Source organism: Paraburkholderia sp. MM6662-R1 (assembly GCF_050436245.1).
GTDB lineage: Bacteria > Pseudomonadota > Gammaproteobacteria > Burkholderiales > Burkholderiaceae > Paraburkholderia > Paraburkholderia tuberum.
Genome location: NZ_JBNDLV010000003.1, coordinates 1,108,470 through 1,135,139, shown reverse-complemented (window position 1 = coordinate 1,135,139; position 26,670 = coordinate 1,108,470). Strand labels below are relative to the sequence as shown.

23 protein-coding genes and 3 pseudogenes are annotated in these 26,670 nt (G+C 63.8%); 13 read left to right on the top strand and 13 right to left on the bottom strand.

What is annotated here, in order from left to right; translation table 11 throughout:
• Nucleotides 1-11 precede the first annotated feature (11 nt).
• From OKW39_RS28170 to OKW39_RS28150, 5 genes and pseudogenes are all read left to right on the top strand, one after another.
• The gene (locus tag OKW39_RS28170; protein WP_184005824.1) at nt 12-788 is read left to right on the top strand and encodes an amino acid ABC transporter ATP-binding protein; all 777 of its coding nucleotides are present in this window, start codon (nt 12-14) and stop codon (nt 786-788) included.
• Entirely contained in the window at nt 785-1,096 is a 312-nt protein-coding gene (locus OKW39_RS28165) for a (2Fe-2S)-binding protein (protein WP_184044624.1), read from the top strand. The genes OKW39_RS28170 and OKW39_RS28165 overlap by 4 nt, the downstream gene beginning before the upstream one ends.
• On the top strand, nt 1,075-2,451 hold the full coding sequence (locus OKW39_RS28160; protein WP_429564128.1) for an FAD-dependent oxidoreductase: 1,377 nt from the start codon (nt 1,075-1,077) through the stop codon (nt 2,449-2,451). Before OKW39_RS28165 ends, OKW39_RS28160 begins: the two co-directional genes overlap by 22 nt.
• Nucleotides 2,448-3,621, top strand: a pseudogene (locus OKW39_RS28155) (NAD(P)/FAD-dependent oxidoreductase). The gene OKW39_RS28160 and the pseudogene OKW39_RS28155 overlap by 4 nt, the downstream one beginning before the upstream one ends.
• Nucleotides 3,622-3,632: 11 nt before the next feature.
• Nucleotides 3,633-4,034 carry a helix-turn-helix domain-containing protein gene (locus OKW39_RS28150; RefSeq protein ID WP_184071916.1) on the top strand — a complete coding sequence of 134 codons (402 nt, stop codon included), beginning with the start codon at nt 3,633-3,635 and terminating at the stop codon, nt 4,032-4,034.
• A 93-nt stretch (nt 4,035-4,127) separates the two neighbouring features.
• On the opposite strand, the gene OKW39_RS28145 is transcribed toward OKW39_RS28150, so the two are convergent.
• From OKW39_RS28145 to OKW39_RS28135, 3 genes and pseudogenes are all read right to left on the bottom strand, one after another.
• Nucleotides 4,128-4,631 carry an Lrp/AsnC family transcriptional regulator gene (locus OKW39_RS28145; protein ID WP_090811115.1) on the bottom strand — a complete coding sequence of 168 codons (504 nt, stop codon included), beginning with the start codon at nt 4,629-4,631 and terminating at the stop codon, nt 4,128-4,130.
• An 88-nt stretch (nt 4,632-4,719) separates the two neighbouring features.
• Nucleotides 4,720-6,121, bottom strand: a pseudogene (locus OKW39_RS28140) (aspartate aminotransferase family protein).
• 260 nt (nt 6,122-6,381) lie between these two features.
• A complete protein-coding gene (locus OKW39_RS28135; protein WP_429564127.1) occupies nt 6,382-7,272 on the bottom strand; it encodes a GNAT family N-acetyltransferase in 891 nt (296 codons plus the stop codon).
• Nucleotides 7,273-7,588: 316 nt separating this feature from the next.
• Here OKW39_RS28135 and OKW39_RS28130 point away from each other — a divergent pair, with 316 nt between their 5' ends.
• From OKW39_RS28130 to OKW39_RS28110, 5 genes are all read left to right on the top strand, one after another.
• Nucleotides 7,589-9,169: an ABC transporter substrate-binding protein gene (locus OKW39_RS28130; protein WP_090811121.1), complete on the top strand. Its 1,581-nt coding sequence runs from the start codon at nt 7,589-7,591 to the stop codon at nt 9,167-9,169.
• A 130-nt stretch (nt 9,170-9,299) separates the two neighbouring features.
• A complete protein-coding gene (locus OKW39_RS28125; RefSeq protein WP_026226132.1) occupies nt 9,300-10,253 on the top strand; it encodes an ABC transporter permease in 954 nt (317 codons plus the stop codon).
• Complete coding sequence (locus tag OKW39_RS28120) at nt 10,250-11,242, top strand: ABC transporter permease (RefSeq protein ID WP_090811125.1); 993 nt, start codon at nt 10,250-10,252, stop codon at nt 11,240-11,242. Before OKW39_RS28125 ends, OKW39_RS28120 begins: the two co-directional genes overlap by 4 nt.
• Nucleotides 11,242-13,197, top strand: coding sequence for an ABC transporter ATP-binding protein (locus OKW39_RS28115; protein WP_429564126.1), 1,956 nt, complete (start codon nt 11,242-11,244; stop codon nt 13,195-13,197). The genes OKW39_RS28120 and OKW39_RS28115 overlap by 1 nt, the downstream gene beginning before the upstream one ends.
• An 80-nt stretch (nt 13,198-13,277) precedes the next feature.
• Complete coding sequence (locus OKW39_RS28110; RefSeq protein ID WP_409259726.1) at nt 13,278-13,613, top strand: helix-turn-helix domain-containing protein; 336 nt, start codon at nt 13,278-13,280, stop codon at nt 13,611-13,613.
• Between the two features lie 146 nt (nt 13,614-13,759).
• On the opposite strand, the gene OKW39_RS28105 is transcribed toward OKW39_RS28110, so the two are convergent.
• The 3 genes from OKW39_RS28105 to OKW39_RS28095 form a co-directional block, all read right to left on the bottom strand.
• Nucleotides 13,760-17,392: a hydantoinase B/oxoprolinase family protein gene (locus tag OKW39_RS28105; RefSeq protein ID WP_429564125.1), complete on the bottom strand. Its 3,633-nt coding sequence runs from the start codon at nt 17,390-17,392 to the stop codon at nt 13,760-13,762.
• 50 nt (nt 17,393-17,442) lie between these two features.
• Complete coding sequence (locus OKW39_RS28100) at nt 17,443-18,750, bottom strand: MFS transporter (RefSeq protein ID WP_429564124.1); 1,308 nt, start codon at nt 18,748-18,750, stop codon at nt 17,443-17,445.
• Nucleotides 18,751-18,899: 149 nt separating this feature from the next.
• Nucleotides 18,900-19,700 (bottom strand): putative hydro-lyase, encoded by an 801-nt coding sequence (locus OKW39_RS28095; RefSeq protein WP_429564123.1) that lies wholly within the window; start codon nt 19,698-19,700, stop codon nt 18,900-18,902.
• Between the two features lie 189 nt (nt 19,701-19,889).
• Here OKW39_RS28095 and OKW39_RS28090 point away from each other — a divergent pair, with 189 nt between their 5' ends.
• Complete coding sequence (locus OKW39_RS28090; RefSeq protein ID WP_184068182.1) at nt 19,890-20,822, top strand: LysR family transcriptional regulator; 933 nt, start codon at nt 19,890-19,892, stop codon at nt 20,820-20,822.
• Between the two features lie 180 nt (nt 20,823-21,002).
• Here the strand turns inward: OKW39_RS28090 and OKW39_RS28085 are convergent, their stop codons facing one another.
• Together OKW39_RS28085 and OKW39_RS28080 are read right to left on the bottom strand one after the other, a co-directional pair.
• Complete coding sequence (locus OKW39_RS28085) at nt 21,003-21,860, bottom strand: MBL fold metallo-hydrolase (RefSeq protein ID WP_429564122.1); 858 nt, start codon at nt 21,858-21,860, stop codon at nt 21,003-21,005.
• A 197-nt stretch (nt 21,861-22,057) separates the two neighbouring features.
• Nucleotides 22,058-23,032 carry a LysR family transcriptional regulator gene (locus tag OKW39_RS28080; protein WP_187619273.1) on the bottom strand — a complete coding sequence of 325 codons (975 nt, stop codon included), beginning with the start codon at nt 23,030-23,032 and terminating at the stop codon, nt 22,058-22,060.
• A gap of 115 nt (nt 23,033-23,147) precedes the next feature.
• Here OKW39_RS28080 and OKW39_RS28075 point away from each other — a divergent pair, with 115 nt between their 5' ends.
• Together OKW39_RS28075 and OKW39_RS28070 are read left to right on the top strand one after the other, a co-directional pair.
• Nucleotides 23,148-24,005: an oxidoreductase gene (locus OKW39_RS28075; protein ID WP_429332853.1), complete on the top strand. Its 858-nt coding sequence runs from the start codon at nt 23,148-23,150 to the stop codon at nt 24,003-24,005.
• 91 nt (nt 24,006-24,096) lie between these two features.
• Nucleotides 24,097-24,360 (top strand): DUF1348 family protein, encoded by a 264-nt coding sequence (locus OKW39_RS28070; RefSeq protein ID WP_090811140.1) that lies wholly within the window; start codon nt 24,097-24,099, stop codon nt 24,358-24,360.
• A gap of 268 nt (nt 24,361-24,628) precedes the next feature.
• Here the strand turns inward: OKW39_RS28070 and OKW39_RS28065 are convergent, their stop codons facing one another.
• The 5 genes and pseudogenes from OKW39_RS28065 to OKW39_RS28045 all read right to left on the bottom strand — a co-directional run.
• Complete coding sequence (locus OKW39_RS28065) at nt 24,629-24,889, bottom strand: hypothetical protein (protein ID WP_187613508.1); 261 nt, start codon at nt 24,887-24,889, stop codon at nt 24,629-24,631.
• Nucleotides 24,870-25,388: a DUF2778 domain-containing protein gene (locus tag OKW39_RS28060; protein WP_090811146.1), complete on the bottom strand. Its 519-nt coding sequence runs from the start codon at nt 25,386-25,388 to the stop codon at nt 24,870-24,872. The genes OKW39_RS28065 and OKW39_RS28060 overlap by 20 nt, the downstream gene beginning before the upstream one ends.
• A gap of 12 nt (nt 25,389-25,400) precedes the next feature.
• Complete coding sequence (locus OKW39_RS28055; protein ID WP_090811148.1) at nt 25,401-25,886, bottom strand: Hcp family type VI secretion system effector; 486 nt, start codon at nt 25,884-25,886, stop codon at nt 25,401-25,403.
• A 149-nt stretch (nt 25,887-26,035) separates the two neighbouring features.
• Nucleotides 26,036-26,287 carry a helix-turn-helix transcriptional regulator gene (locus tag OKW39_RS28050; RefSeq protein WP_090811150.1) on the bottom strand — a complete coding sequence of 84 codons (252 nt, stop codon included), beginning with the start codon at nt 26,285-26,287 and terminating at the stop codon, nt 26,036-26,038.
• Nucleotides 26,280-26,603: pseudogene (locus OKW39_RS28045) on the bottom strand (hypothetical protein); the annotation flags it as partial. The gene OKW39_RS28050 and the pseudogene OKW39_RS28045, both read right to left, overlap by 8 nt.
• Nucleotides 26,604-26,670: the final 67 nt, after the last annotated feature.

Genomic DNA, 26,670 nt, shown 5'->3' with positions numbered 1-26,670 from the left:
GTGAGGATGCGATGATCGAAATCACGAATGTGCACAAGAGCTTTGGCACCGTACCCGTTCTCAAGGGCATTTCGCTCAACGTCCGCCAGGGCGAAGTGGTCTGCCTGATCGGTGCGTCGGGCTCGGGAAAGTCAACCCTGCTGCGCTGCATTAACGCGCTGGAGTCATACGACGAAGGCGAAATTCGTCTGCTCGGCGAGCGCGTCGAACAGCGCGCGCGTAACATCAACCAGTTGCGCACCCAGGTCGGCATGGTGTTTCAGCGCTTCAACCTGTTCCCGCACCGTACGGCGCTCGAGAACGTGATGGAAGGGCCGGTGCATGTCAAGCGCCTCGCGCGCGCGGACGCGCAACGCGAAGCGTCTGAACTGCTCGACAAGGTGGGGCTCGGCCACAAGCTGCACGCCTATCCTCATCAGCTTTCGGGCGGGCAGCAGCAACGGGTGGCGATTGCGCGCTCGCTCGCGATGAAGCCGAAGGCGATCCTGTTCGACGAGCCGACCTCGGCGCTCGATCCAGAACTGGTCGGCGAAGTGCTCGGCGTGATGCGCACCCTCGCACGGGAAGGCATGACGATGCTGGTGGTCACCCACGAAATGGGCTTTGCGCGTGAGGTGGCAGACCGGGTGTGTTTTCTGCACGCGGGACTCATCATCGAGGAGGGCACGGCGCAGCAGGTGCTGGGCTCGCCGCGCGAGGCGCGCACCCGCGAGTTCCTGCGCCACGTGCTGACCAATCGCAGCGACGCTCATGTCGCGCCCGACGGTATGGCAGGAGCCGCGGCATGAACGGCAGATTCGTACGCGTAGGCGAGACGGTTCGCGCCAAAGTCGAACTGACGATCAACGGCGCGCCGGTCGAAGCGCTGGCCGGCGACACGCTGCTCACTGCGATGCTGTGCTCGGTGCGGCATGTGCGGCAGTCCGAGTTCGGCGCGGAACAACGCGCGGGCTTTTGCCTGATGGGCGCGTGTCAGGACTGCTGGGTATGGACCGCGGACGGCGAGCGGCTGCGCGCCTGCACCACGGTGGTCGAAGCAGGCATGCGCGTCGTCACGACGCAACCGGAGGCGCAATGGCCGAACCTCGCATCGTAATCGTCGGCGCAGGGCCTGCAGGGGTGCGCTGCGCGCAAACGCTGCTGGCGGCCGGCATCCGCCCGATCGTCGTCGACGAAGGCAGGCGCGATGGCGGCCAGATCTACCGGCGTCAGCCCGATGGCTTCACGCGGCCGTATTCGAAGCTGTACGGCACGGAAGCCGCGCGCGCGGAGAACCTCCATCGAACTTTCGAGCGACTGCGCCCGCAGATCGATTACCGTCCGCAGACGCTGGCGTGGAACGTCGCGCAAGGCAAGTTGCATATCGTGCATGAAGGACACGCGAGCGTGTTGCGCTACGACGCGCTGATCCTGTGCCCCGGCGCGACCGACCGGTTGATGCCGGTCAAAGGCTGGCAGTTCGCCGGTACCTACAGCCTCGGTGCCGCGCAGATCGCGCTGAAGTCGCAGGCCTGCGCGATTGGCCGTCAGGTCGTTTTCATGGGTACGGGCCCATTGCTGTATCTGGTCGCGAACCAGTATGTGCAGGCGGGCGCCAGGGTAGCGGCAGTACTCGACACGTCGAAGACCGGTGCGCGCTTGCGCGCGCTGCCCAAATTGCTGGCGCGCGTCGACGTATTGCGCAAGGGCCGCGCGCTCGTGAGCGCGTTGAAGCGCTCAGGCGTGCGGGTGGAAAACGGCATCGAGCCGCTCGAAATTCTCGGCACTGCGGGCGACGGCGTGCTTGGCGTACGCTTTCGCGATGCGCGCGGCAACGTCGCGCAGGTCGAATGCGACGCGGTCGGTCTCGGCTATCACCTGCGGCCGGAAACCCAGCTTGCCGATCTCGCGCGCTGTGCGTTCCGGTTCGACGCGATCACGCGGCAATGGGTGCCGCAAATCGACGAACTCGGTCGCAGTAGCGAAAAGGGCGTCTATATCGCGGGCGATGGCGCGCGCGTGCTCGGCGCGGACGGCGCCGAGGTCGCCGGACAGCTCGCGGCCCACGCTGCGCTGAGCGATCTCGGGCGGCCCGTTGCGGCGACCACGCTCGACGCGTTGACGCGTGAACAGCGCAAAATGGATCGCTTCCGGCTGGGTCTGGCAGAGGCGTTTGCGTGGCCTGCCGCGCAGGCGGCGCGTCTGTCCGACGATACGATCGTTTGCCGGTGCGAAGGCATCACCGCGGGCGAACTGCGCCGCGTGGTGCGCGATGAAGGCGCGCAGGAAGCGAACCGTGCCAAGGCCTTTAGCCGTGTCGGTATGGGGCGCTGTCAGGGACGTTACTGCGGCCATGCGGGTGCGGAGGTGATCGCGGCGGCGGCGAACGTGCCGCTCGAGCAGGTTGGCAGACTTCGTGGACAGGCGCCGGTCAAGCCGCTGGCCATTGCAACCGTGGAGGATACCGAGTGAACCGTGCACAAGCCGATGTTCTGATCGTGGGCGGCGGGTTCATGGGTGCGTCCGCCGCATTTTTTCTGAGGCAGCGGGGCCGCTCGGTGATCCTGCTCGAGCGCCAGCTCGTCGGGCAGCAGGCGAGCGGCACCAACTTCGGTAACGTGCGCCGTCAAGGGCGGTTTCTGCCGCAGTTGCCGCTGGCGAACCGTTCGCGCGAAATCTGGGGGCGTCTGCCGGAATTGATCCAGCACGACGCCGAGTTTCTGATGTCGGGCCATGTCCGCGTCTGTTATCGCGAAGAGCAGGCCGACCAGTTCGAAACCTATGCGAAGGAGGCCGCGCACTACGGTCTCAAGCTCGACCTGTTGCGCGGCGACGCGCTGCGCGCGCGGTTTCCGTTTCTCGGTGCGGAGGGTGCTGGCGGGCTCCTATTCGCAGATGGACGGGCACGCGAATCCGCGCCTCGCGGCGCCCGCGTTCGCCCGCGCCGCGGCTCGGCTCGGTGCGCAGATCGTCGAAAACTGCGATGTCGTGACGGTGGAAAAAGAGGGCGCCGAGTTTCGCGCCACGAGCGCCGACGGCCGCACGTTTCATGCGCCCGTGCTGCTGATCACGGCGGGTGCGTGGGGCAACCTGCTGTCGGAGCAATTTGGCGAAGCGGTGCCGATCGCCGTCAACGGTCCACAGATGGCCGTTACCGAACCCGTGCCGTATGCGATCCAGCCGGTGGTCGGCGTGTCGTCGCCGCAGATCGAAGAGGTGGTGTATTTCCGCCAGGTCGCGCGCGGCAATATCGTGATCGGCGGCTGCGCGCGTGCGCCTGCGTATCTCGACGAACGCCGCGCGAAGGTTCTCCCGTCAAGCACGTTGCTGCAGTTCAGACAGCTGCAGCGGGTCGCGCCGATGCTGCGCAAGCTGAGCATCATCCGGGTGTGGAGCGGCGTGGAAGGCTATATGCCCGATGACAAGCCGATCATGGGCGCAAGCGGGACGACCAGCGGCCTGTTCTATGCGTTCGGTTTTTGCGGCCACGGTTTTCAGCTTGGTCCGGGCGTAGGCGACACGATGGCCGAACTGATCGACACCGGCGCCACCAGCACGCCGCTCGAGCCGTTCGACATCCGCCGCTTCGCGGCCAATCGGAAGACGGCACCGACAGTGCCGCCCACGTCGCGCGTTGCGTGAGCGGAGCGTCGATGCTGAGCCTGAGCCCAACTTCGTCATCATCCGCGCCTGAGCTTGCGGGCGCGAGCCGTCATCCGACGCGCGCGCCGAATCGCGTGAGCCGCGCCGTGCAGCGTGCGCTCGACTTCATCGATGCCTGTTTCGCCGAGCCAATCAGCCTGTCCGAACTGGCGGCCGTCGCGCAGTTGAGCATTTCGAGGTTTGCGGTGCGCTTCAGCGCGGAGATTGGCGTGTCGCCGCAGCAATATGTGCGGCTAGTGCGCGTACGGCATGCGCAGCGCCTGTTGCGACGAGGCTTGCCGCCGTCGATCGTGGCGACCGAGGTGGGCTTCTTCGATCAAAGCCATCTATGCCGGCACTTCAAACGTGTGCTTGGCAGAACGCCGGGGGAATGGCTGAGCGCGAATGGTTGACTGCAAGTCGACAGGCCACCGGCGTCGCGCCGGTGGCCTCGAACGCATTCGACCCGATCGGGCCGGCTGCGCGTAGCCGAAACCATCACCGCTTCATTGATGCTGCTGCGAGAAGAGCGTTTCCAGCGGGTATTCGGATTTCACGAATGGCGTCTTGATGATGACGTAGCTGAAATACTTCTCGATGCCGATGTCGCGCTCCAGCAGCCCTTCGATCACGCTCTGATAATGATTGACGCTGCGCGTGACGAACTTCAGCAGGTAATCGTAGCCGCCGCTCGCCAGATGGCATTCAATGATCTCGTCCACAGGACGGATCGCCGCCTCGAACTTGGCGAAGTCTTCGCGACGATGGTCGGCGAGCGTGACCTCGGTGAACACGATCTGCACGTCACCGAGTTTCTGCAGTTGGATATGTGCGCCGTAGCCGACGATATAGCCGGCCTTTTCAAGCCTTTTCACGCGAATCAGACAGGGGCTCGGCGAGAGCCCCACGGCGTCCGCAAGCTCGACGTTCGTGATACGGCCTTTCTTCTGGAGTTGCGAAAGAATACGCAGGTCGATCCGGTCCAGCTTCGTGTCGCCGCTTGTCGTCATGTATCGGTCTGCCCGTCGAAGGTTCTGCTTTTCGCTTCGTTGCGCTTCGCCTTGGTCAAGCAACGCGCAGGCCGATGTTATCACGCGCTCAGGCGGCCGCGCGGCTCGCGCCGCGCAATGCGGCACGCACCTCCGCCTGCTCGAGCACGTCGTCGAGCGTGCGCCGCAGACGGCCGAACAGTTGTTCGAACTCGGCCTCGCCGAAGCACAGCGCGGGCGCGAAACCGAGAATGCTGTCGCCGAATGCGCGGAACACGAGGCGGTTGCGGTAGGCTGCGGCCGTGATCCGGTCCGGCAGCTTCAGCGACGGATCGAAGCGTGCCCGCGAGTTCTTGTCCGCGACCAGTTCCAGCGCGCCGAGCAGCCCGCGATGACGCGAGTCGCCCACCAGCGGATGAGCGAGCAGCGCGTCGAGCCCGGCGGCAAAGCGCGGTGCCTGCGCGATGCCGTTCGCGAGCAGACCGCCCTCCTGATAGAGCCGCAGTACTTCGAGCCCGATGGCGGCGCTCACCGGATGCGCGGAGTAGGTCTGACCGTGACCGACGACCGCGGTATCGCGCGCATCGCCTGCAATGCCCTGGTAGATTTCGTCGGACATCAGCACCGCGCCCATCGGCGCATAACCGGAGGTCAGCCCCTTCGCCACCGTCATCAGATCCGGCTCGACCTGTTCGGCCTCGCACGCGAAGAGCGGGCCGGTACGACCGAAGCCCGTGATGACCTCGTCGGCGACGAACAGGATGTCGAGGCGACGGCACGCGTCGCGCATCGCCTTTAACCAGCCGACCGGCGGCACGATCACGCCGCCCGAACCCTGGATCGGCTCGCAGAAGAACGCGGCGACGTTCTCCGCCCCGAGTGACGCGACTTTCGCTTCGAGCGCGGCGACGGATGCGGCGATCAGCGCTTGCGCGTCACTGCCTTGCGGCTGTCGGTACGCATACGGCGACGGCAGATGGTGCTGGTGCGGCAGCGGCAGGTCGAAGTTGCGGTGGAACGCGGGCAGCGCAGTGAGCCCCGCGCCGACCGACGACGATCCGTGATAGCCACGTTCGAGCGCGATCATCTGCTTTTTCGCCGGGCGCCCCGTTGCATTGAAGTAATGCGTGATGAAGCGTATCGCGGAGTCGATCGCATCGGAGCCGCCGAGCGTGAAATAGACGTGCTGCAGCGAAGCGGGCGCAAGCGACACCAGTTTTTCGGCCAGTTCGATCGCGGGTTTCCGACGAGAAGTGGAAGTAGGTGGTCGCGTAGGGCAGCTTCATCATCTGGCGCGTCGCCGCTTCGACGATGCTCTGCTGGCCGTAACCCACGTTCACGCACCACAGGCCCGCAAATGCGTCGAGCAGTTCATTGCCGTCGATATCGCGCAGATACGCGCCCTGGCCGGATTCGAGTACGGTGGTGCCGCGCGCTTCGTGCGCGCGATAGTTGATGACCGGGTGAATCAGGTGCTTGCGGTCGGCGTCGATCAGCGATGAGTTTGACATGATGGTGGTTCCCCGCACGTGGCGATCAGGTAAGAGTCACCCCTCGATAGTAGCGACAGCCGTATGCGTGCCGTTCAGCCAAAAAAAAGCCTAAAGAGCGTCGACGCAGCGTTTTTCACCCTGCAGACAGCATTTTCTGCTGCGTGTGCTTAATAGCAGGGCGAACCCCAACGCTGCCGTGCGTGAACGAGCGTGTTTGCGTGTGGAAGAGAGAGGCGCCGCGGTGCAGCGGGTTCAGGTTCAGCGTGGCTTCAGCTGGCTCAGGTGAGCGACTGCGCGATCACCGCATACTGATGCAGCCCCGGGTCGGCGCGGCTCGACTCGCCATCGGCTGGCGCGGATGCAAGCCGGCGCATCTTCACGACCGTCTCCGAGCGTGCGAGACCGAGGCCGGTTAGCCACTCGCGCAGGCCGTGCCCGTGCGGCACGTCGATGCGCACCAGCGCGCCTTCGTTCAGCGCGAGCCAATGGCTGATCAGCGCCTTGGCCCGCACGGCGTCGGGAAACGCGCTGGCGACGACGGGGCCGATCACGAAGCCGCGTCCGAAGCGGCGGAACAGCGAGAAGCCGAGCAGTTCGCCGTCGCGATCGAGCGCGATACCGTCGGCCAGATCGAGCAGCGGCGGCAGTACGTGGCTGCGATCGAGGCCGCTAGCGCGTGATTCGAGCGCGACGAGTTGCTGCGCGTCGCTCGCCCCGAGCGGGCGCAGCCGCTCGTTGGCGGGCAGCGCAACGAGCGGCGGCCGGAACGCCGCACCCTGCATCTGGTCGAGCGCGCCGCAGCGCTCGAAGCCGAACGCGTCGCACAACGGCTGGCCAGCCTCGGTCGCATAGAGCGTGATGTCACGCTTGCCAAGCTCGTCGAGCGCGTGCGCGAGCAACGTGCGGCCGATACCCACGCCGCGATGCTCCGGCGCGACGATCAGCATGCCCAGCGTCGCCTGATCCGCGCCGAACTTCCAGCAGACCACGGTGCCGACCAGCGCGCCCGCCGTCTCGGCGATGAAGCCGATCCCGGTGCGCGCCGAGAACCGCCAATCTTCACGGCGATGCGGCCAGCCAATCGCGGCGGACAGGCGTTGAGCGGCAGGGATGTCGTCGGCTGTCAGGCGTCTGTAGGTGAAACGTGCGTGAGGCGTTGGATCGGACACGGGGCGCTCCGTGAATAGTCGGCCGTGCCGCGACTGTTGCACGTTGCCCGGTGATTGACTAGTACGAACTTCTCATCGTGGGGGGGGCGTCCTGTCCAGAACATCAGGGTCAACGCCAGGAGCGGCAAATCATGCTGTTTTGACCACTCAAAACCATGTTTTCGAATGGTCGAATCCACCGATACGCGATCAACGCCATTTTTTGCAGTGCTTAAATCGATTCATGCAATGCCACCGCGCCGCGACCAGCACGCGGAGCGCCGTCGAACACCAATGCTGGATACCCCGCGTTCAATCCCGAGTGAGGAGCAGTTGCATGTACGACGACCCAATCAAAACGGGCGGCTTCAGCCGCCGTGACATGATGCGTTTGCTGGCCGCCGGCGGCATCCTTGCCACCGGCGCGGGAGGTCTGCTGGCGGGGGCTCGCCCGGCATTCGCGGCGCCCACGCCGAAGAAAGGCGGCAAGATTCGGGTGGCCTACGACGCATCCTCGACCGCGGATACGCTCGACCCGGCCAAGGGTTCGGCAGGCTCCGATTACATCCGCTTCTTCATGTTCTATAGCAGCCTGACGCAGCTCGATTCGTCGCTGACGCCGAGGATGAATCTCGCCGAATCGATCGACACCAGCGACGCGAAAGTGTGGGTGATCAAACTGCGCAAAGGCGTCACGTTCCACGACGGCAAGCCACTCGCGCCCGCCGATGTCGTCTACTCGCTGATGCGTCACAAGAATCCGGCAACGGCGTCGAAGGTGAAGACGCTGGCCGATCAGTTCGTGGAGGCGAAGCAGACCGGTCCCAACGAAGTCACGCTGACGCTCGTTTCCGCCAACGCGGACCTGCCGGTGATTCTTGCCACGCCGCAATTCGTGATCATCAAGGACGGCACGACGGACTTCACGACGGCCGTCGGCACCGGCCCGTACAAGCTGAAGACGTTCAAGCCCGGCGTTTCGACCGTCGGCATCCGTAACGACAGTTTCTGGAAGACCGGCGGCGGCCCTTACCTCGACCAGATCGAGCTGATCGGTATCGGCGATAACTCGGCACGGGTGAATGCGCTGCTGTCCGGCGATGTTCACCTGATCAATTCCGTCGATCCGCGCGCGACGCAGCGCATTGCCGCGACGCCGGGCTACGAGGTGCGCGAGACCAAGTCGGGCCTCTATACCGATCTGATCATGCGCCGCGACAACCCGCTGACGGGCAACCCCGATTTCGTGCAGGGCATGAAGTATCTGTTCGACCGTGAGCAGATCCGCTCGGCGGTGTTTCGCGGTTATGCGGTGATCGGCAACGATCAGCCGATTCCGCCCGGACACCGCTACTTCAATGCGTCGCTGCCGCAGCGTCCCCACGACCCGGACAAGGCGAAGTTCCACTTCCAGAAAGCCGGAGCAATCGGTACGACGCTGCCGCCGATCTATGCGACCACCGATGCGAACGGCTCGATCGAGATGGGTGTGCTGCTGCAGCAGTCCGCCGCGAAGATCGGCGTGAACCTGGAGATCAACCGCGTGCCGGCGGATGGTTACTGGTCGACGCACTGGATGAAGCATCCGCTCGGGTTCGGCAACGTCAATCCGCGCTCGAGCGCCGATGTGCTGTTCACGCAGTTCTTCAAGTCGGACGCCCCGTGGAACGAGTCGGGCTGGAACAACCCGAAGTTTGACCAGTTGCTGGCCGCGGCCCGCTCGGAAACCGACGATGCGAAACGCAAGCAGATGTACGGCGACATGCAGGTGCTGGTATCGGAGCAGGGCGGCATTGGCATCCCGACCTTCCTGAGCCTGCTCGACGCGAACGACAAGCACTTGCAAGGGCTCCAGCCCGTGCCTACCGGCGCGATGATGGGCTTCAACTTCGCCGAGTACGTGTGGTGGAACGCGTGACCCGCTGAAGCGCCCGGACGCGGCGGGTGGCCCCCGCCGCGCCGCTCGCGGCAGGCAGCCGCAGCGCGCCCGAGCGGCACGGCTCATGTGACTCGCCGTGTCGCGCAGCCTAACCGAGGAGCTCATGCCCATGAACGGGAATATCGCCCAGTTGATCGGCCGGCGCGTCGCCGTCACTGCGCTGACGCTGCTGATTGTCTCGATCATCATCTTCGTGATCACCAACCTGTTGCCGGGCGATGCCGCGCAGGCCGCACTCGGCCAGTCGGCGACGGCGGATACGGTCGCGGCGCTGCGGCTGCAGTTCGGCCTCGACCAGCCGGCATACCTGCGGTACTTCCATTGGCTCGTCGGTCTGCTGCACGCGAACTTTGGCGTGTCGCTGTCGAGCAATCTGCCGGTGTCCGAGATGATCGAAGGGCGCCTGCCGAAGTCGCTGACCCTCGCGGCGATCACCACCGGGGTGTCGGTGCCGATCGCGGTGTCGGCGGGCATTCTCGCGGCAGTCAAGCGCGACTCGCTGATCGATCGGATCGTGAGCCTCGGTACGCTCTCGCTGGTCGCCACGCCCGAGTTCCTGATCGCGACGCTGGCGGTGCTGGTGCTGGCCGTCAAGCTGCACTGGCTGTCGGCGCTGTCGTACAGCGGTGAGATCGAGAGCCTGCACGACTTTCTGCGCGCGTATGCGATGCCGGTCGTCACGCTGTGCGCGGTCGTGATCGCGCAGATGGCCCGCATGACACGCGCCGCGGTGATCGAGCAACTCAGTTCTTCGTATGTGGAAATGGCGATGCTCAAGGGCGCGAGCCCCGCCCGCGTCGTACTGCGCCACGCACTGCCGAATGCGATCGGCCCGATCGCCAATGCAATCGCGCTGAGCCTGTCTTATCTGCTTGGCGGCGTGATCGTCGTCGAGACCATCTTCAACTACCCGGGCCTCGCCAGCCTGATGGTCGACGCGGTCAGCAACCGCGACTTCCCGCTCGTACAGGCCTGCACGCTGCTGTTCTGCCTCGGCTATCTGCTGCTCGTGCTGCTAGCCGACCTGTGCGCCATCATCTCGAACCCGAGGCTGCGGACATGACGATTCTTCGACCTTCTTCCGATGCGCCTCACCGGCTCGGTGCGCTCGAACCGGTGCAACGCAGCAGCATGATGCCGGAGGGCGCCGATCCCGCGCGGTCCTGGGGCGGCGGCGGAGGCCCGGCGCCTCGACCGGTGCGCCGCCGCAGCCTCGCGCAACGCATGAACCTGTCGACCGGCGGCTGGATCGGCCTGGCGATGGTCAGTTGCGCGTTGTTCGTCGCGGCGTTCGCACCGTGGCTCGCGCCGCATTCGATCGGCGCGATCCTCACGCCTGACGTATTCGCGGGCTTCAGCGCGAAGCTGCCGTTCGGCTCCGACTACCTGGGTCGCGACATGTTGACCCGCATCATCTACGGGATGCGCCTGACGGTCGTGCTCGCGCTGGCGGCGGCGCTGCTCGCGGCGCTCACGGGGACCATGCTGGGACTGCTGGCGGCCGTGGCCGGCCGCCGTATCGACGAAACCATGAGCCGGCTGCTCGATGCGGTGACGTCGATCCCGTCGAAGATGTTCGCGCTGATGATCGTCGCCGCGTTCGGCTCGTCACTGCCGTTGCTGATCGTGACCGCGGCGATCAGCTACATGCCGGGCTCGTACCGGATCGCCCGCTCGCTGGCGGTCAATATCGGCACGCTCGAATACGTGCAGGTCGCGCGGGCGCGCGGCGAAAGCGCGCTCTACATCGCGTGCTTCGAGATGCTGCCGAACATGATTCATCCGATCCTCGCCGACACCGGACTGCGCTTCACTTTCGTCGTGCTGCTATTGAGCAGCCTGAGCTTTCTCGGTCTCGGCGTGCAGCCGCCGTATGCCGATCTCGGTTCGCTGGTACGCGAGAACATCGCCGGCCTCGGTGAAGGCGTGCCGGTCGTGATCCTGCCCGCGATCGCAATCGCGATCCTCACGGTCGGCGTGAACCTGCTGATCGACGGACTGCCGCATCATGGCCGCCGCAAGGGCATGCCTGATGCCGATGGAGGCCACTGATGAAGGCACCCTTTTTCAGACGTGCTCACGCGGCCTTTGAGGCCGTCTCGGGGACCGCGCCGCTACCCCCGTCGAATCTGGTCGAGGTACGGGGGCTGCGCGTGGTGGGAAGCCGGCCCGGCGAGCCGGATACGACGATCGTGCATGACATCGACTTCGAGATTGCGCGCGGCGAGGTGCTCGCATTGATCGGCGAGTCGGGTTCGGGCAAAACCACGATCGCACTGTCGCTGATGGGCCATGCACGCAGCGGCTGCCGCATCGCGGGCGGCGCGATCCGGGTGGGCGACACCGACGTGCTCGGGCTCTCGCCGAAAGCGCTCGCGGGATTGCGTGGCCGCAAGGTTGCCTACATCGCGCAAAGCGCGGCCGCGGCGTTCAACCCGGCGCGCCCGCTCATGGACCAGGTGATCGAAAGCGCGCTGATTCACGGCACGCTCAGCAAGCGCGCCGCGCGGGCCAAAGCGGTCGAACTGTTCCGCGCGCTCGCGCTGCCCGAGCCGGAGACGATCGGCCGGCGCTACCCGCACCAGGTGTCGGGCGGCCAGTTGCAGCGGCTGATGGCGGCGATGGCGCTGATCACCGACCCCGAACTCGTGATCCTCGATGAACCGACCACGGCGCTCGACGTCACCACGCAGATCGACGTGCTGCAAGCGTTTCGCAGCGTGATCCGCCAATGCGGAATGACGGCCGTCTACGTATCGCACGATCTGGCGGTGGTCGCGCAGATGGCGGATCGCATCGTCGTGCTAAGCAATGGTGAAATCCGCGAAACGGGCCGCACTGAACAGATTCTGCATGCGCCGGCGCACCCGTACACGCAGAGCCTGATTGCTGCCGTGACGCCCATCGCCCCGGCTGCCTCCACCTCGGCGGCTCCCGACGCAACCCAGCCGAACACGCCGCTGCTCGAACTGCGCGGTCTGACGGCCGGCTACGGCCGCACCGACGCGAAGGGCTGGCCGCACAAGGTCATTCTGCGCGACGTGGACCTCGTGATCGATCGTGGGCAGACGGTAGGCGTGATCGGCGAATCCGGTTCGGGCAAGACGACGCTCGCGAAGGTGATCGCCGGGCTCGTGCCGATGGCGCGCGGCAATCTGCTGCTCGACGGTGAGCCGCTCGCCGCCAACCTCGGCCGCCGCAGCCGCGAACAGTTTCGCTGTATCCAGATCGTGTTCCAGAACGCCGACACCGCGCTGAATCCGACGCACACCGTCGAGCGCACGCTGGCGCGTCCGCTGAAGTTCTATCACGGCATGAAGGGCGAGGCCGCGCGGCGCCGCGTCGCCGAACTGCTCGGCCTGGTGCGCCTGCCTGCCGAGCTGGCGCAGCGGCGCACCGGAGAGCTGTCGGGCGGGCAGAAACAGCGCGTGAATCTCGCGCGGGCGCTGGCCGCCGAACCCAAGTTGATCCTGTGCGACGAAGTCACGTCTGCGCTCGATACGGTGGTCGGCGCTGCCATTCTCGAACTGCTGCGCGATCTGCAAAAGAAGCTCGGCGTGTCATATCTGTTCATCACGCACGACATCGCCAAGGTGCGTGCGATCAGCGACGACATCGTCGTGCTGTACGCGGGGCACCGCGTCGAGACGGGCAACCGCGACGCGTTGTCGGCGCCGCCGTATCACCCGTATTCGCATCTGCTCGTGTCGTCGGCGCCGGAGCTTCGCGCCGGCTGGCTCGAAGAAGCGGGCGAGCGTTGTCATCAGACGTTGCCGCCGATCGGTGAGTCGACTCATGAGCCGGAGCTTTGCACATTTCTCGCGCGATGCCCGATGCGCATCGACGGTGTCTGCAATCGCACGTCGCCGAGCGTGCGCACGCTCGCGAGCGGCGCGCAGGTGCTGTGCCATCGCAGCGAAGCGGAACTGGAGCGATACCAGAGCGGGCCGCCCGACGGTGCTGCTGCGGCGAGCGTGCTCGCGCAGTCTGGCACGGTGCGGGTCTGATGCCGCTAGGAAAACGTAGCGCGAGGGGATAGAACATGACCAGAGTCTTCTACGACTGCGCAGGCGACAGGACCGTGGCGATGTCGCGCGCGATCAGGCGGGCCGTGGCTTTTATCGAGAGTTCGTTCGCGCAGCCCGTCAGCCTCGCGACGCTCGCCGGCACCGCCGGGTTGAGTGTTTCGCGCTTCGCCACCCTGTTTCGCAAAGAGGTGGGTATTTCGCCTCATCGCTATGTGTGTCTGGTGCGAATTCAGCACGCTAAACGGCTATTGCGTGACGGCGTCCCGCCCTGTGAGGTCGCTGCCGAAGTCGGATTTTTCGATCAAAGTCATCTTGGCCGACACTTTCGGCGCGCGGTCGGCGTGACGCCGGGGCATTTCGTTGCTTCGCCAGAATCGGGCAGCGCATTCAGATGAAGCGAGGGGCCGATGGAGATGAGCTGGACGCGTTGCAGTGGGGTAGGCGAAAGAGCTGCCTGGTTCCGGGATAGCGTGGGCAACCTGCTCGGCATCGGCGAGCCCACGCCGCTGTCTGGCATTGAACATCCGCAGGCCATGAAGCATTACGCTTCCCCGAAACCCCCGCCACCCGGCGTTTCCACCACGAACACGTCGCCCGCGGCCATCTCGACGCTGGCGATATGGCCCAATGCGACGATCTCGCCGTCCGCGCGCTCGACGCGATTGCTGCCCCGCCTTCCCGCGCGTCCACCTGCCGCGCCGAAAGGCGCATGAATGCGGTTGTTCGAGAGAATCGACGCGGTCATCGGCGCGAGAAAGCGGATGCGCCGGATCGCGCCGTTACCGCCGCGCCAGCGTCCTGCGCCGCCCGACTCCGCGCGGATCAGGTGCGACTCGAGCCGCACGGGATAGCGCCATTCGAGCACTTCGGGATCGGTCAGGCGCGAGTTGGTCATGTGCGTCTGTACCGCGTCGACGCCGCAGAAGCCATCGCCCGCGCCGCTGCCGCCTGCGATCGTCTCATAGTACTGGTAGCGCGCGTCGCCGAACGTGAAGTTGTTCATCGTGCCCTGACTGGACGCGACGATGCCCAGCGCGCCATAGAGCGCATTCGTAATCGCGGACGATGTCTCCACGTTGCCCGAGACCACCGCTGCCGGATAAACCGGATTGAGCATCGAGCGGTCCGGGACGATCACCGAGAGGGGCTTCAGGCAACCCGCGTTCAGCGGGATGTCGTCGCCGACGAGCGTGCGGAACACGTACAGCACGGCTGCCATGCAGACCGCCTTCGGCGCGTTGAAGTTGTTCGGCAGTTGCACGGACGTTCCGCTGAAGTCCACGGTCGCACTGCGCGTCGCAGCATCGACGCGAATCGCGACGTCGATCACCGCGCCGTTATCGAGTTCGTAACGGTACGCGCCGTCCTTGAGGGCGCCGATCACGCGGCGCACCGCTTCTTCGGCATTGTCCTGCACGTGCTGCATGAAGGCGAGCACCACGTCGCGGCCGAATTGCGCGACCATGCGGCGCAGCTCGTCCACGCCCTTCTGGTTCGCGGCGATCTGCGCGCGCAGATCGGCCATGTTCTGTGCGACGTTGCGTGCCGGATAGCGGCCCGATGCGAGCAGCGCGCGTGTTTCGGCGTCGCGCAGCACGCCCGCTGAAACAAGCTGCCAGTTATCGACCAATACGCCTTCTTCTTCGATATGCGACGAAGCGGCCGGCATCGAACCGGGTGTGATTCCGCCGATATCCGCATGGTGTCCGCGCGAGCCGACGTAGAAGAGCGGCTCGGCCGAACCGTCTGCGAACACGGGCGTGATGACGGTCACGTCGGGCAAATGTGTGCCGCCGTGATACGGGTCGTTGAGCATGAACACATCGCCGTCGCGCATCGCGCCGCGATTTCGCTCGATGACGGTCTTGATGCTCTCGCCCATCGATCCCAGATGCACGGGCATGTGCGGCGCGTTCGCAATCAGATTGCCCGCAGCATCGAAGATCGCGCACGAGAAGTCGAGGCGCTCCTTGATGTTCACCGAATACGCCGTGTTTTGCAGACGCAATCCCATCTGCTCGGCAATCGACATGAACAGATTGTTGAATATTTCGAGGCGCACGGGGTCGGCCTCGGTGCCGATCGAGCGGCGCGTGGGCAGCGGTTGCACGCGGGTCATCACCACGTTGCCTTGAACGGTCAGCACCGCCTGCCATCCCGGCTCGACCACGGTCGTGCCGTTCTTTTCGGCGATGATCGCCGGGCCGTCGAGCGTGTCGCCTGCGCACAGCGTTTCGCGCTGGTAGAGCGATGCGTCGTGCCAGCTACCGCTCGAATACATGCGCACAACCGACTGCGCATGGGGCGCGTCGCCTGCCGCGCGCTGCGGCAGGCTGCCGGCATCGACTGGCGCGTCGGAATGGCCGATCGCTTCGACGCAAGCGAGTTCCGCGATGAGCGGCGTATCTGCCATCAGGAACGCATAGCGTTGACGATACGCGGCTTCGAAAGCGGCGCGCATCGCATCGACGCTGCCCGCTGGCACTGCGAGCGATGAATCGGTGCCCTGATAGCGCAGATGGACACGTCGCTCAGTCGTGATACGCGCGGCGTCCACGCCCTGTTCGAGCAGTGCGCCGGTTGCATCGGCCGCGAGCGCATCGAGCGCGGCTTCCAGCGTCGCAAGCGATGAGTCGTCGAGCGAGATTTCGAGCGCTCGCTCGCGCATCGCCGTCTGATCCGCGAGGCCCATGCCGTAAGCGGAGAGCACACCGGCAAGCGGATGCGCGAACACCCGCGTCATGCCGAGCGCGTCGGCCACACCGCACGCATGCTGGCCGCCCGCGCCGCCGAAAGTCGTCAGCACATACTGCGAGACGTCGTGGCCGCGTTGCACTGAAATTTTCTTGATCGCGTTAGCCATGCTGCCAATGGCGATCTCCAGGAAACCTTCAGCGAGCTCTTCTGGTGTGCGACGCTGACCCGTAGCCGCGAAGATTTCATCGGCGAGTGCCCGAAAGCGTTCAGCGACGACCTCGCGATCGAGCGACTCGTTCGCGTTCGGACCGAAGACGCGCGGGAAATAGTCGGGCTGAATCTTGCCGAGCATCACGTTGCAGTCGGTGACCGCGAGCGGGCCGCCGCGCCGGTACGCCGCCGGACCCGGATTGGCGCCCGCCGAGTCGGGGCCGACACGCAGCCGGGCGCCGTCGAAGCCGAGCACCGAGCCGCCACCTGCCGCCACGGTATGGATGCTCATCATCGGCGCGCGCATCCGCACGCCTGCCACCTGCGTTTCGAATACGCGCTCGAACTCGCCGTTGAAGTGCGAGACGTCCGTCGACGTGCCGCCCATGTCGAAGCCGATCACGCGCTCGAAGCCCGCTGCCTGTGCCGCGCGCACCATGCCGACGATACCGCCCGCCGGGCCGGAGAGAATCGCATCTTTGCCCTGAAATACATCGGCGCGTGTCAGTCCGCCGCTGCTTTGCATGAACTGCAGGTTCACGCCCGGCATTTCGCTGGCGACCTGGTCCACATATCGGCGCAGGATGGGCGACAGATAGGCATCCACCACGGTCGTATCGCCGCGCGAGACCATCTTCATCAGCGGCGAGACTTCGTGGGAAACCGAGATCTGCGTGAAGCCGATTCGGCGCGCCAGATCCGCAAGCTCGCTTTCATGCGACGTGTGGCGATAACCGTGGATCAGCACGATTGCGAGTGCGCGGATGCCCTTGTGGTAGACCTCGCGCAGTGCGCGCTCCGCTGCCGCGTGATCGAGCGTCGCGACCACTTCGCCTTGCGCGCTCATGCGTTCGTCGATTTCCACCACGCTCTCATAGAGCGCTTCCGGCAACGCGATGTCGAGATCGAACAGGCGGGGGCGGTTCTGATACGCGATCCGCAACACATCGCGCAAGCCTCGCGTGGTGACGAGCGCTACCGGCTCGCCCTTGCGTTCGAGCAGCGCGTTGGTCGCGACCGTCGTGCCCATTTTGACCATCTCGACGTCGCGCGACGTAATGGGTTCTCCGGCTCGCAGGCCAAGCACATGGCGAATCCCGGCGACAGCCGCATCGCGATACTGCTCCGGGTGTTCGGAAAGCAGCTTGTGCGTGGTGAGCGTGCCATCCGGGCGGCGCGCGACGATATCGGTGAACGTGCCGCCCCGGTCGATCCAGAACTGCCAGCGGGACGGCGTGCAAACATCGGAGGCGTGATCGTGCTTCATGGTGTCGTGGTCGTGATGCGAAAGTGGTAGTGGTGTGCGCAAGGTGAAAATCAGGCCGATTCGAGTTCGCGACCGCGCGTTTCGGGCAGCGTAAGCGCGGCGATGATCAGTACGCCATACGCGGCCACGGCGAAAATCCCGATGCTCGTGCCCAGGCCGAAGCGGCTCGACAGCACGCCGATCAGCACCGGAAACAGCGCCCCGATCGCGCGGCCGACGTTGTAGCAAAACCCCTGGCCCGAGCCGCGCACACGGGTCGGAAACAGTTCGGTGAGAAACGCGCCCATGCCGGAAAAAATGCCCGACGCGAAAAAGCCGAGCGGAAAGCCGAGCCATAGCATCGATGCATTCGTGAGCGGCAACGAGGTATACGCGAAGGCAATCGCCATCGAGCCCAGCGCGAACAAAATGAAGTTCGGCTTGCGGCCGATGCGGTCCGTGAGCCACGCGCTGCACAGATAGCCCGCGTACGAGCCCGCGATGATCATCGCCAGATAGCCGCCGGTGCCCATTACCGTGAGATGACGTTCGGTCTTGAGGAAAGTCGGCAGCCACGTCGTGATCGCGTAGTAGCCGCCCTGTGCGCCCGTCGTAAGCAGTGCGGCGCGCAGCGTCGTCGAAAGCAGCTTGGGAGAGAAGATCTCAGTGAAGCGCGGCGTGTCCTGAGTGTCGTACTGCTGAACCCTGGCCTGTTCGAATACTTCAGGTTCCTTCACATAGCGGCGGATCGCGAGCACGAGCAGGGCAGGCACGAGTCCGATCAGGAACAATGCGCGCCACGCGATTTCAGGCGCCATCACGGAGAACAGCACCGCATAGAGCAGGGCCGCCACGCCCCAGCCGAGCGCCCAGCCCGACTGCACGAGACCGACCGCCTTGCCGCGGTCGCGCGCGCGGATCACCTCGCCGATCAGCACCGCGCCCGCCGTCCACTCGCCGCCGAAGCCGAAGCCCATCAACGCGCGAGCCGCGAGCAACTGGCCGTAGTTCTGCGCGAGGCCGCATAGGCCGGTGAACACGGCGAACCACAAGACGGTGAGCTGCAACGTGCGCACACGGCCGATGCGATCGGAAAGAATGCCGGCAATCCAGCCGCCGAGCGCAGAGGACAGCAGCGTCAACGTGCCGATGAAGCCGGCGTCCGCGAGCGAGATGCCCCAGGTAGCGACGAGCGTCGGGATGACGAAGGAAAGCATCTGCGTGTCCATGCCGTCGAGCATGTAGCCGACCTTGCAACTCCAGAACGCGCGACGCGCGTGCGGACCGGCTTCGGCATACCAGGAAAGCTGCGGGCTTCCCGTGCTTGACTTCATGTTGGCGGCATCGTCGACGCTCGCCGTGAGTGTCTTGCTGTCCATCTGCTGCTCCTATGGATAGACGCATGGGAAACGATCGAAGCCACGCACGAACGTAGGGATGCGTCATTCCCTCCGGGCCGCGCGGCCCGATGGCTTCAAGGTGCTGTGAATCGCTTGTTGCACGACGGCGCGGCGCGCCGCCGGGACGGTCAGAAAATAGCCAGCGACGCGTTAGTGATATCCGTCATCAGCATGTGGCCCGGCGCGTGCGCAATCGCGAGCGGCAGCTTCGCGGCCATCAGTGCCGTTTGCGGCGTCACGCCGCAAGCCCAGTAGACAGGCAGTTCGCCCGCGCGGATCGTCACCGGGTCGCCGAACTCGGGGCGCGCGAGATCGACGATGCCGAGTTCCGCTGGATCGCCAATATGCACGGGCGCGCCATGCACGCCCGGAAAGCGGCTCGTGATCTGCACGGCACGGATCGCGTCGGCGCCGCGCAGCGGCCGCATCGACACGACGAGTTCGCCGCCGAACACGCCCGCCCGCTGGTTGGCGATGCTGGTGCGGTACATCGGCACGTTGCGGCCTTCTTCGACGTGGCGCAGGCCGATGCCTTCCTTCGCGAGCATGTGCTCGAACGAGAACGAACAGCCAATTGCAAATACGACGAAATCGTCCTGCCAGAGCGCTTCGATCGATTCGACGCGCTCGCTCAGGTTGCCGTCGCGATATACGTTGTACGCGGGCACGTCGGTGCGGATGTCGATGTCGCGCCCGAGCATCGGCACGCGGAACTCGCCAGGCTCGCCCACGCCGAGCAGCGGACATGGCTTCGGATTCGCATGGCAAAAGCGCAGGAAATCGTGCGCGTGCGCAGCGGGCAGGATCGCGAGATTGGCTTGCGCGTAGTCGCCGCAATGGCCGGCCGTCGGGCCACGGAAGTCGCGGTGACGGACGGCCTGGCGGAATTCGGATGGAGTCATGGTGTTAGCGTGCTCTGGCGGTTGCATCGGATTGTCTGCGGTGGGCGATGCGTCTTGCCTACCGTCAGGCCAAGCATAGAAAAGAAGAAAATTTGACGCCAGCTAGTTTTCTTTGCGCCAGATGAATAGAATTTCTTAACGGAATCGAGGGTTTTCCCGAGTCACGTTGAGATTTTTGGAGCGGTTTGCTTCCGTTGCACTGCCCACCTTTGACTGATGAATACGCGCTTCCTCGAAACCTTCGTCACGCTTGCCAAGCTGCGCAGTTTCCGCACGACGGCGACCGCGCTTCACGCCACGCCGGCGGCGATCTCGCAGCGCCTGAAGGCACTGGAAGACGAATTGCATACCGTGCTCGTCGATCGCGAGAGCCGCGAATTTCGGCTCACGCCGAACGGCGAATATCTGCTCGGCTACGCGAAGGCCGTGGTCGAGGCGACGCGCCAGTTGCAGGCCGCCGCGTCACACGAAGGCGCGATGCGCGGCAAGTTGCGACTCGGCGTGATCGAGACGGTCGTGCATAGCTGGCTTGCCGACTATCTGCGGCGGCTCTCGAAGGACTATCCGCAGCTCGAAGTGGAGCTTGCGGTGGACGTGAGCGTGGTGCTGCAGCGGCGTCTGATGGCGGGCGAACTCGATCTCATCGTTCGCGTGGAAGGCAGCGACGAGGAATCGATCGTCTGCGATGCGCTCGCGAACTATCCGGTGCACTGGATCGCGCGCGCGGGGCTGCTACCGCCTTCGCGCAGCGGACTCGCGAAACGCGTGCTGCGTCATCCGATCCTCACATTCGGGCGCGGGACGGCGCCTCATCGCGCGCTGGAGGACATCGTCAGCAAGCTCGCACTCGCCAACGGCGTGCCGCTCGCGGATACGCGCATTACGGGTTCGCCATCGATTTCGGTGATCGTGCAACTCGTGCGCGACGGCTTCGGCGTGGCGGCAATTCCGCGTCTGTTCGTCGATGATCTGATCGCGCGAGGCGAGGTGGTCGAACTGCCGCTGCAGCCCTCGCCGCCGTCCATCGTGGTGTCGATGTCCCGACGCGCGGATGCGCCGCTTTTCGTGCACGGCGCAGCGAACGCGGCACGTGCGGCGTGTCATGAATACTGCGAGCAGGGAGACCGACGCCTGATCGAGCGGCTATAGAGCCCGGCTCTTGCGGACTCTGGAGGCGGCAAGCGACCCAGAAAGAGTCATTCGACCCCGCGCTCCAGATCGTTGACGACTTCGTCGATCCTGGTCGAGGCGATTGTTTAGCACGTGCGGTTCGAGTTCAAGCGTTTCCACAGGGGCAAGGACGACGCGTTTTAGCGAAAAACAGCGAATTCAGTCCTTTCGCATGCGTGCAACCAATGCGAGCAAGCGGGCATTCATTTCCGCAGCCTGCAAATGCGCGTGCCAACCGTGACCAGGAAGCAGCCATTCGAAGCGATACGCGGCCAACTTGCCGAGCGATTCGGTGAGCGCTGTCCACGAGTACCAGCACGCGTCCCTGAACGCGACGAGGTCCTGCTGGCGTGGGCTCCAGGCAAGCGAATCCCCCGAGAACAGCACGCGATCATCGAGCTGGTACACGACGCTACCCCGAGTGTGCCCGGGTACAGGGATCGCGCGCACGCCGGCCGCAATGTTCAGTGCTGAACCGTCGTCGAGCAGATCCGTCGCGTATGGGGCGGCCGACACGTCCTCGCGGTGAATCCAGACGCGCGCGCCGAATTGACGCGCGTATTTGTCCGCGTCTGCGACGTCGTCACGATGCGACAGCAGAATGTGCGCAATACCGCCAGCGCCGTCAAACCATTTCACGAGTTCCGCCGCATAGCGCGGAGAGTCGATGAGCAGATTGCCTTCCGGACGCGCGGCAAAATAAGAATGTGCGCCAAACGACGACCGTGCGTTGAATCCGCAGCGCCACACGCCCGATGTGATCTGCTGCGGAAAGATCGCTGCGTTAGGACGAAGCTGTTTCGTTTCGCTGCGTACCGACGCCGTAGGGCAGACGAGCACCGCACGCCAGGCATCAAGCTGCTCTTCCGGTGTGGTCGGCTGCCGAACGAAGACACTCTTGTCGTTGCGCTCGACAATCAGCCCAGGCGCGACGTGACGAGATGCACCGCAATTGATGCATGCAGTGTCGATGTACCACTCTCCTGAAGCAGAGTCGGTATTACGTATGGGCTTCATCTGATGCTCCCGGGCTGACGTGCGCATCCGCCGGCTCGACGCTCGCTGGCGTCTCGCGGTCGTTGGAGGGATTGTTACACGATCATTGATGTACAGGCGCAAACGGCTCGTTCGCCACGCCCTTGTCCCGCTACGAAGCCTTGTCTGCGTTTGGAGTGATTTACCACGGCTGGCTACGCTTGCCGCAACAGACACCCCTACGCGGCACTTCGTCTGCTCCTGGCGCGGCCGCTTCTGCTCGTCGAAGTAACCAACTCCTCTGCTGTGAGGAAAAATTGACTGTTGTCCGCGAGGCGCGCAACGATGAAGTCGATGAAGGTTCTCACGCGCAGCGGTTGTTCCGTCCGGCGACGGTAGTAGACGTAAATCGACTCGCGCTGGGTCAAATGCTGAGTGAGCAAAGGCACGAGCCGTCCAGCCCGGATGTGTGAGACGGCCGAGAAACTTCCAAGCTGCCCAATTGCCACGCCGGCCAGTACCGCTTCGGTTTCCGCGTCGATATCGTTCGAACAGACCGAAGCAGCCATCTCCCGATACACAATCTCCCCGCCCACCATAAATTCCCACGGCGCCTGCTTGCCGGTGTTCGCACGCCGGTATCCAGAACAACGATGCGCATCGAGCTCGTCCACGGTTTTCGGCGTGCCGTACCGTTCGAGATAGGCTGGCGACGCGCATACGATCAACTGAATCGGTAGCAGTCGCCTGGCAATCGCCCCCTCGGACGGCGGGGACCCGCCGCGGAAGCCGACGTCGGCGCGATCGCTGACGAGGTCCGTGAAATGATCGTCGAAGCGAATATCGATCTGCACGTCAGGGTATAGCGCCGCAAACTCAAGGATCGATGGCCAGAGTGCCGTTCGCCCGAGTGCCGTCGGAGCGCTTATCCGTAGGGGCCCCGCAACTTCTTCCCCTGAACGGCGAGCATCGTCAATCGCGGACGACAACATAGCGAGCGCTGGCTCGACACCTTGCAATAGTCTTTGCCCCTCTTCGGTCAGACTCAACTTTCGCGTTGTCCGATGAAACAGCCGGACGCCAAGCGACTTTTCGAGCTGCATGACCGCGTGGCTCGCGGCCTGCGGCGAGATGCCCAGGTCCGCAGCTGCCCGACGGAAGCTGCCGAGCGTTGCTGCGCGGACGAACACCGAAATCGCCCGGACCTCATTCATGGCTGAGTCCATTCGCAAATATTGGTTGATTATGAGTCTAGCATTCGATGCCTAGTAGCTGTTAATCGCGCGCCCTATGCTTCTCTTCACGTTCACCACGAAACGGGAGCAAATCATGAGCAACGCTACGAAGCACGAGTTCAAGCGCGTCTGGTTCGTTACGGGCGCCTCACGCGGGTTAGGCGCACTGATCGCACAAGCGGCCCTGGCGGACGGAAATGCAGTGGTTGCGGCGGGACGCAACGTTCGGGCGATCATTGAGCGTCTCGGCGAATCATCTGCGCTGTTGCCGGTCGCGCTCGACGTAACTGACGAGGAGCAGGCCAAAAGAGCCGCGCAGGCAGCTTTGGCAAAGTTTGGCAGGATCGACGTGTTGGTCAACAACGCCGGCTTCGGACTGCTCGCAGCCGTAGAGGAATCGGCCGACGCAGACGTGCGTCGCATATACGACACCAACGTTTTTGGACTGCTCAATGTCACGCGTGCGGTGCTGCCAGTGATGCGGGGACAGCGCTCGGGCCATGTGATCAACGTGTCCTCGATCGGCGGCTATCGCTCGGCGGCGGGATTCGGGGTGTATTGCTCGACGAAATTCGCCGTCGAAGGCATTACGGAAGCGCTCCACGCGGAGTTGAAGCCACTCGGCATTCACGCGACCGTCGTTGAGCCCGGCTATTTCCGTACCGATTTCCTCGATGCGTCGTCGCTCGTCGTCGGCAAGGAGGTCATCGACGACTACGACGAGACGTCGGGCAACGTGCGTCGATTCGCTGAAGGAATGAATCACAATCAGCCGGGCGACCCGCAGAAGCTTGCGAAGGCCCTCGTCACGCTTGTCGATGTACCGAGACCGCCACTGCGTCTGCCGCTCGGAACCGACACGCTGAAGGCGATAGCCGAAAAGAACGCCTATGTGGCTACGGAAACTGAAACATGGAAGGCACTGTCGGCGTCAACCGATTTCTCAGACTGAGTTCTCTCGAGATGACGAACGTGTAGCGCGGTTGCGCTGCTGAGTAGTGCCCATTTTTGTCTCAATCCCGCCTGGATAAGGGGAGTCTGTGATGTCCATAAACGCTGAAGTGCGCCCGCACATCCCACCGTTCACCCTTGAATCGGCAATCGAGAAGGTTCGACTTGCGGAAGACGCTGGTAATTGGTTTCGCTCCTACGGAAACGGGAACTGGGAGTTTGGACCTGATGGTCTGATGCACCACCGGTATGCCTGTATCAACGACATGCCGATCAAGGCAAGCGATCGCAAGTTCCATTCGCCGCTGGGTCGCCGCCCCGACGATCACCCAGGTCTGAGCGAGCTGGGTCTTTGAAAAATTGCGCTGAGCACCGTCGTTGGTCGATACGATGAGCGAGATCAGGACGAGTTCCACCAGAATCGCGGATATCACCGGGATCATCGAAGGGATCGCCTTCCAGACCAAAATTCGCGCGCGCCGTGCAAAGCCTTGTCCCGCCTGGCTCTGAGCAAACGCGCACTTTCTGACCCACCAGTTAACCCCCGCAACGCGATCATCACGCGCCGGACTGGACGGGACCGCGCAGGAATGAATTCGGCCCGATCGCTGCTCATCGACCCTGTTAGTTTTTGCGTTGATAGCGCCGCCATAGCCTCATGATCACCACATAGGCAAGCGTCGCCACAAGCAGATCAGCCAGCAGCATGACCGGGATGTATAAATCATCCGGGTCGCGAATGCCAAGCCGATTTGCAGCGTGTAACCACGCAAGCGCCTGCCTTTCCGGCATCGGTATAGGGTATGTGTGGACGTAGGGCACGGAAAGGCAGAACAGGCCGACAAATAGCGCCACCTTGAACAGCCTACGGACAAGTGTTGCCATACGTGATGACCTCAATTGTTCCGTAGGCGCGAAGCCCCGAATTGCCGGCAGGAATGGTCATGGTGTGCAGCAGCGCGTTACGGATTCTCAGAAAATCCGTGCGGCTCGGAAGCGTAATACAGCCGAGTGAAATACCTTCGCCACCTGCCGGATGCAACCGGAATTGTCCGCGCTTGACACCATCAATCCATGTCACGTCGTCAATAAGTCCATCATCCCGATACAGTGCGAACCATTCGCGATGATGTACCGCACTCCCAATCGCTGAATTAACTGTGTCCTTTATCGAAGCCCAAGCTTGAGACCCGATACCGCCAGTGGGCCGGTCTACGATCCAGTATTTTCCGGTAGGGATTGGACCGTTACTTGGCACAGCCGTGCAGCCACCGCGATTGCGGTATTGACCGTTTCCAGAATACGCGTCGAACGTGCCGACACCGAAAATTGTGAGCGGTGAAAACTGCTCGTTGTTCACCAAAAACTTACCCTGATAGGCCATTGTCACGCCCCCTTATCCGCGCTCATTCCACGAATCGGTGTATTTGATATTGCCATCAAGGTAATGCCACGTGATGCGGTCGTACATCATGGAGACCGCTTCAACGTGATTGAGTGCGGATGCCTGCGCCAGCCTGGTATTAGCCATGCCGGGGTTGATGCCACACACTTTCACACCTTCGATCGTCATCATGAAATAGACTTCCTCTTTGCCTGCATCGTTGATGCGATACCACTTGATCTCGGCGGACTGCAGCGTTTGCCCCTTCGCCACGGCCTTGTAAAGATAAGGCGTCGCCGCATCGAACTCCTTTTCGAACGCAATCGGCGAGTGCGCACGCGCGCCGGTGATCTTGCCGTTAGCCGCATCAACCGGCAGATTCACGCCGTGGCTGAAGCCGATAATTTCAATACTTCCCTCGCGATCCTGAACGGTTGACGAGCCTTTGATGTCTGCGCCGCCATCATCTTTCAGCCACATATGGGCAGGAATTGGCATCTTGAATTTTTCCTTGAATGGTCAAATGAGCGCTGCATGGTTACGACCTCATTTTTAATAAGGTATGCACTACGAACGGACAATCTTTTACCCAGATACGCAAGCATTTGCAACGGGGATGCTATGCACTGCCAATACTTTGACGTGATTTAACAAACATCGGAAGTGTGATTGCGATCTGATCGAGCGCAGCGCGCAGGCAAAAAAAGACCCGCGCGATGCGGGTCGGGTGGATGTCCTGCGATCCATTGATTGACCTCGCTTTCACGCCAGCGCACCGCCGCCACGCCGACCTTGATGGGTTTGGGGAACTTGCCTTGCGCGATCTTCAGATAGATCGTCGATCCGGTCAGGCCGATACGCTGCTCGACCTCGGCGCGGCGTAGCAGGCGCTCATTCATGCGCTGCGTGACCTCTTATCGCCGCGAGCCACCGGAAGGGTTGCCAGACCACGGCGATGCCCGCGCCACGAAAGAGTATGGCCTGGCCGAGCTCGACGAAATGCGTGGTGGGCGCGGCGAGCATGACGTTCTGCACGAACTGCGGCATGCTGCGCGCGAGCGTGGCCATGAAAATGCCCATCGAAGTGGTGGCGAACAGGTGCAGCGCCGCGCCAGCGAGAAAGAGCGCGACCGATCCTTCAATCGGTACGTGCAGCGCGCCGCGCACGATGAAGGTGAGCGAGAGCGCCGCCGCGGCGACGGCGGCTCGTCCGACACGCGTGTGGCCGCGACGCAGCCGACCTATCGGAAGCAAGTGAGTGAAAACCAATGCGCTCAATGAG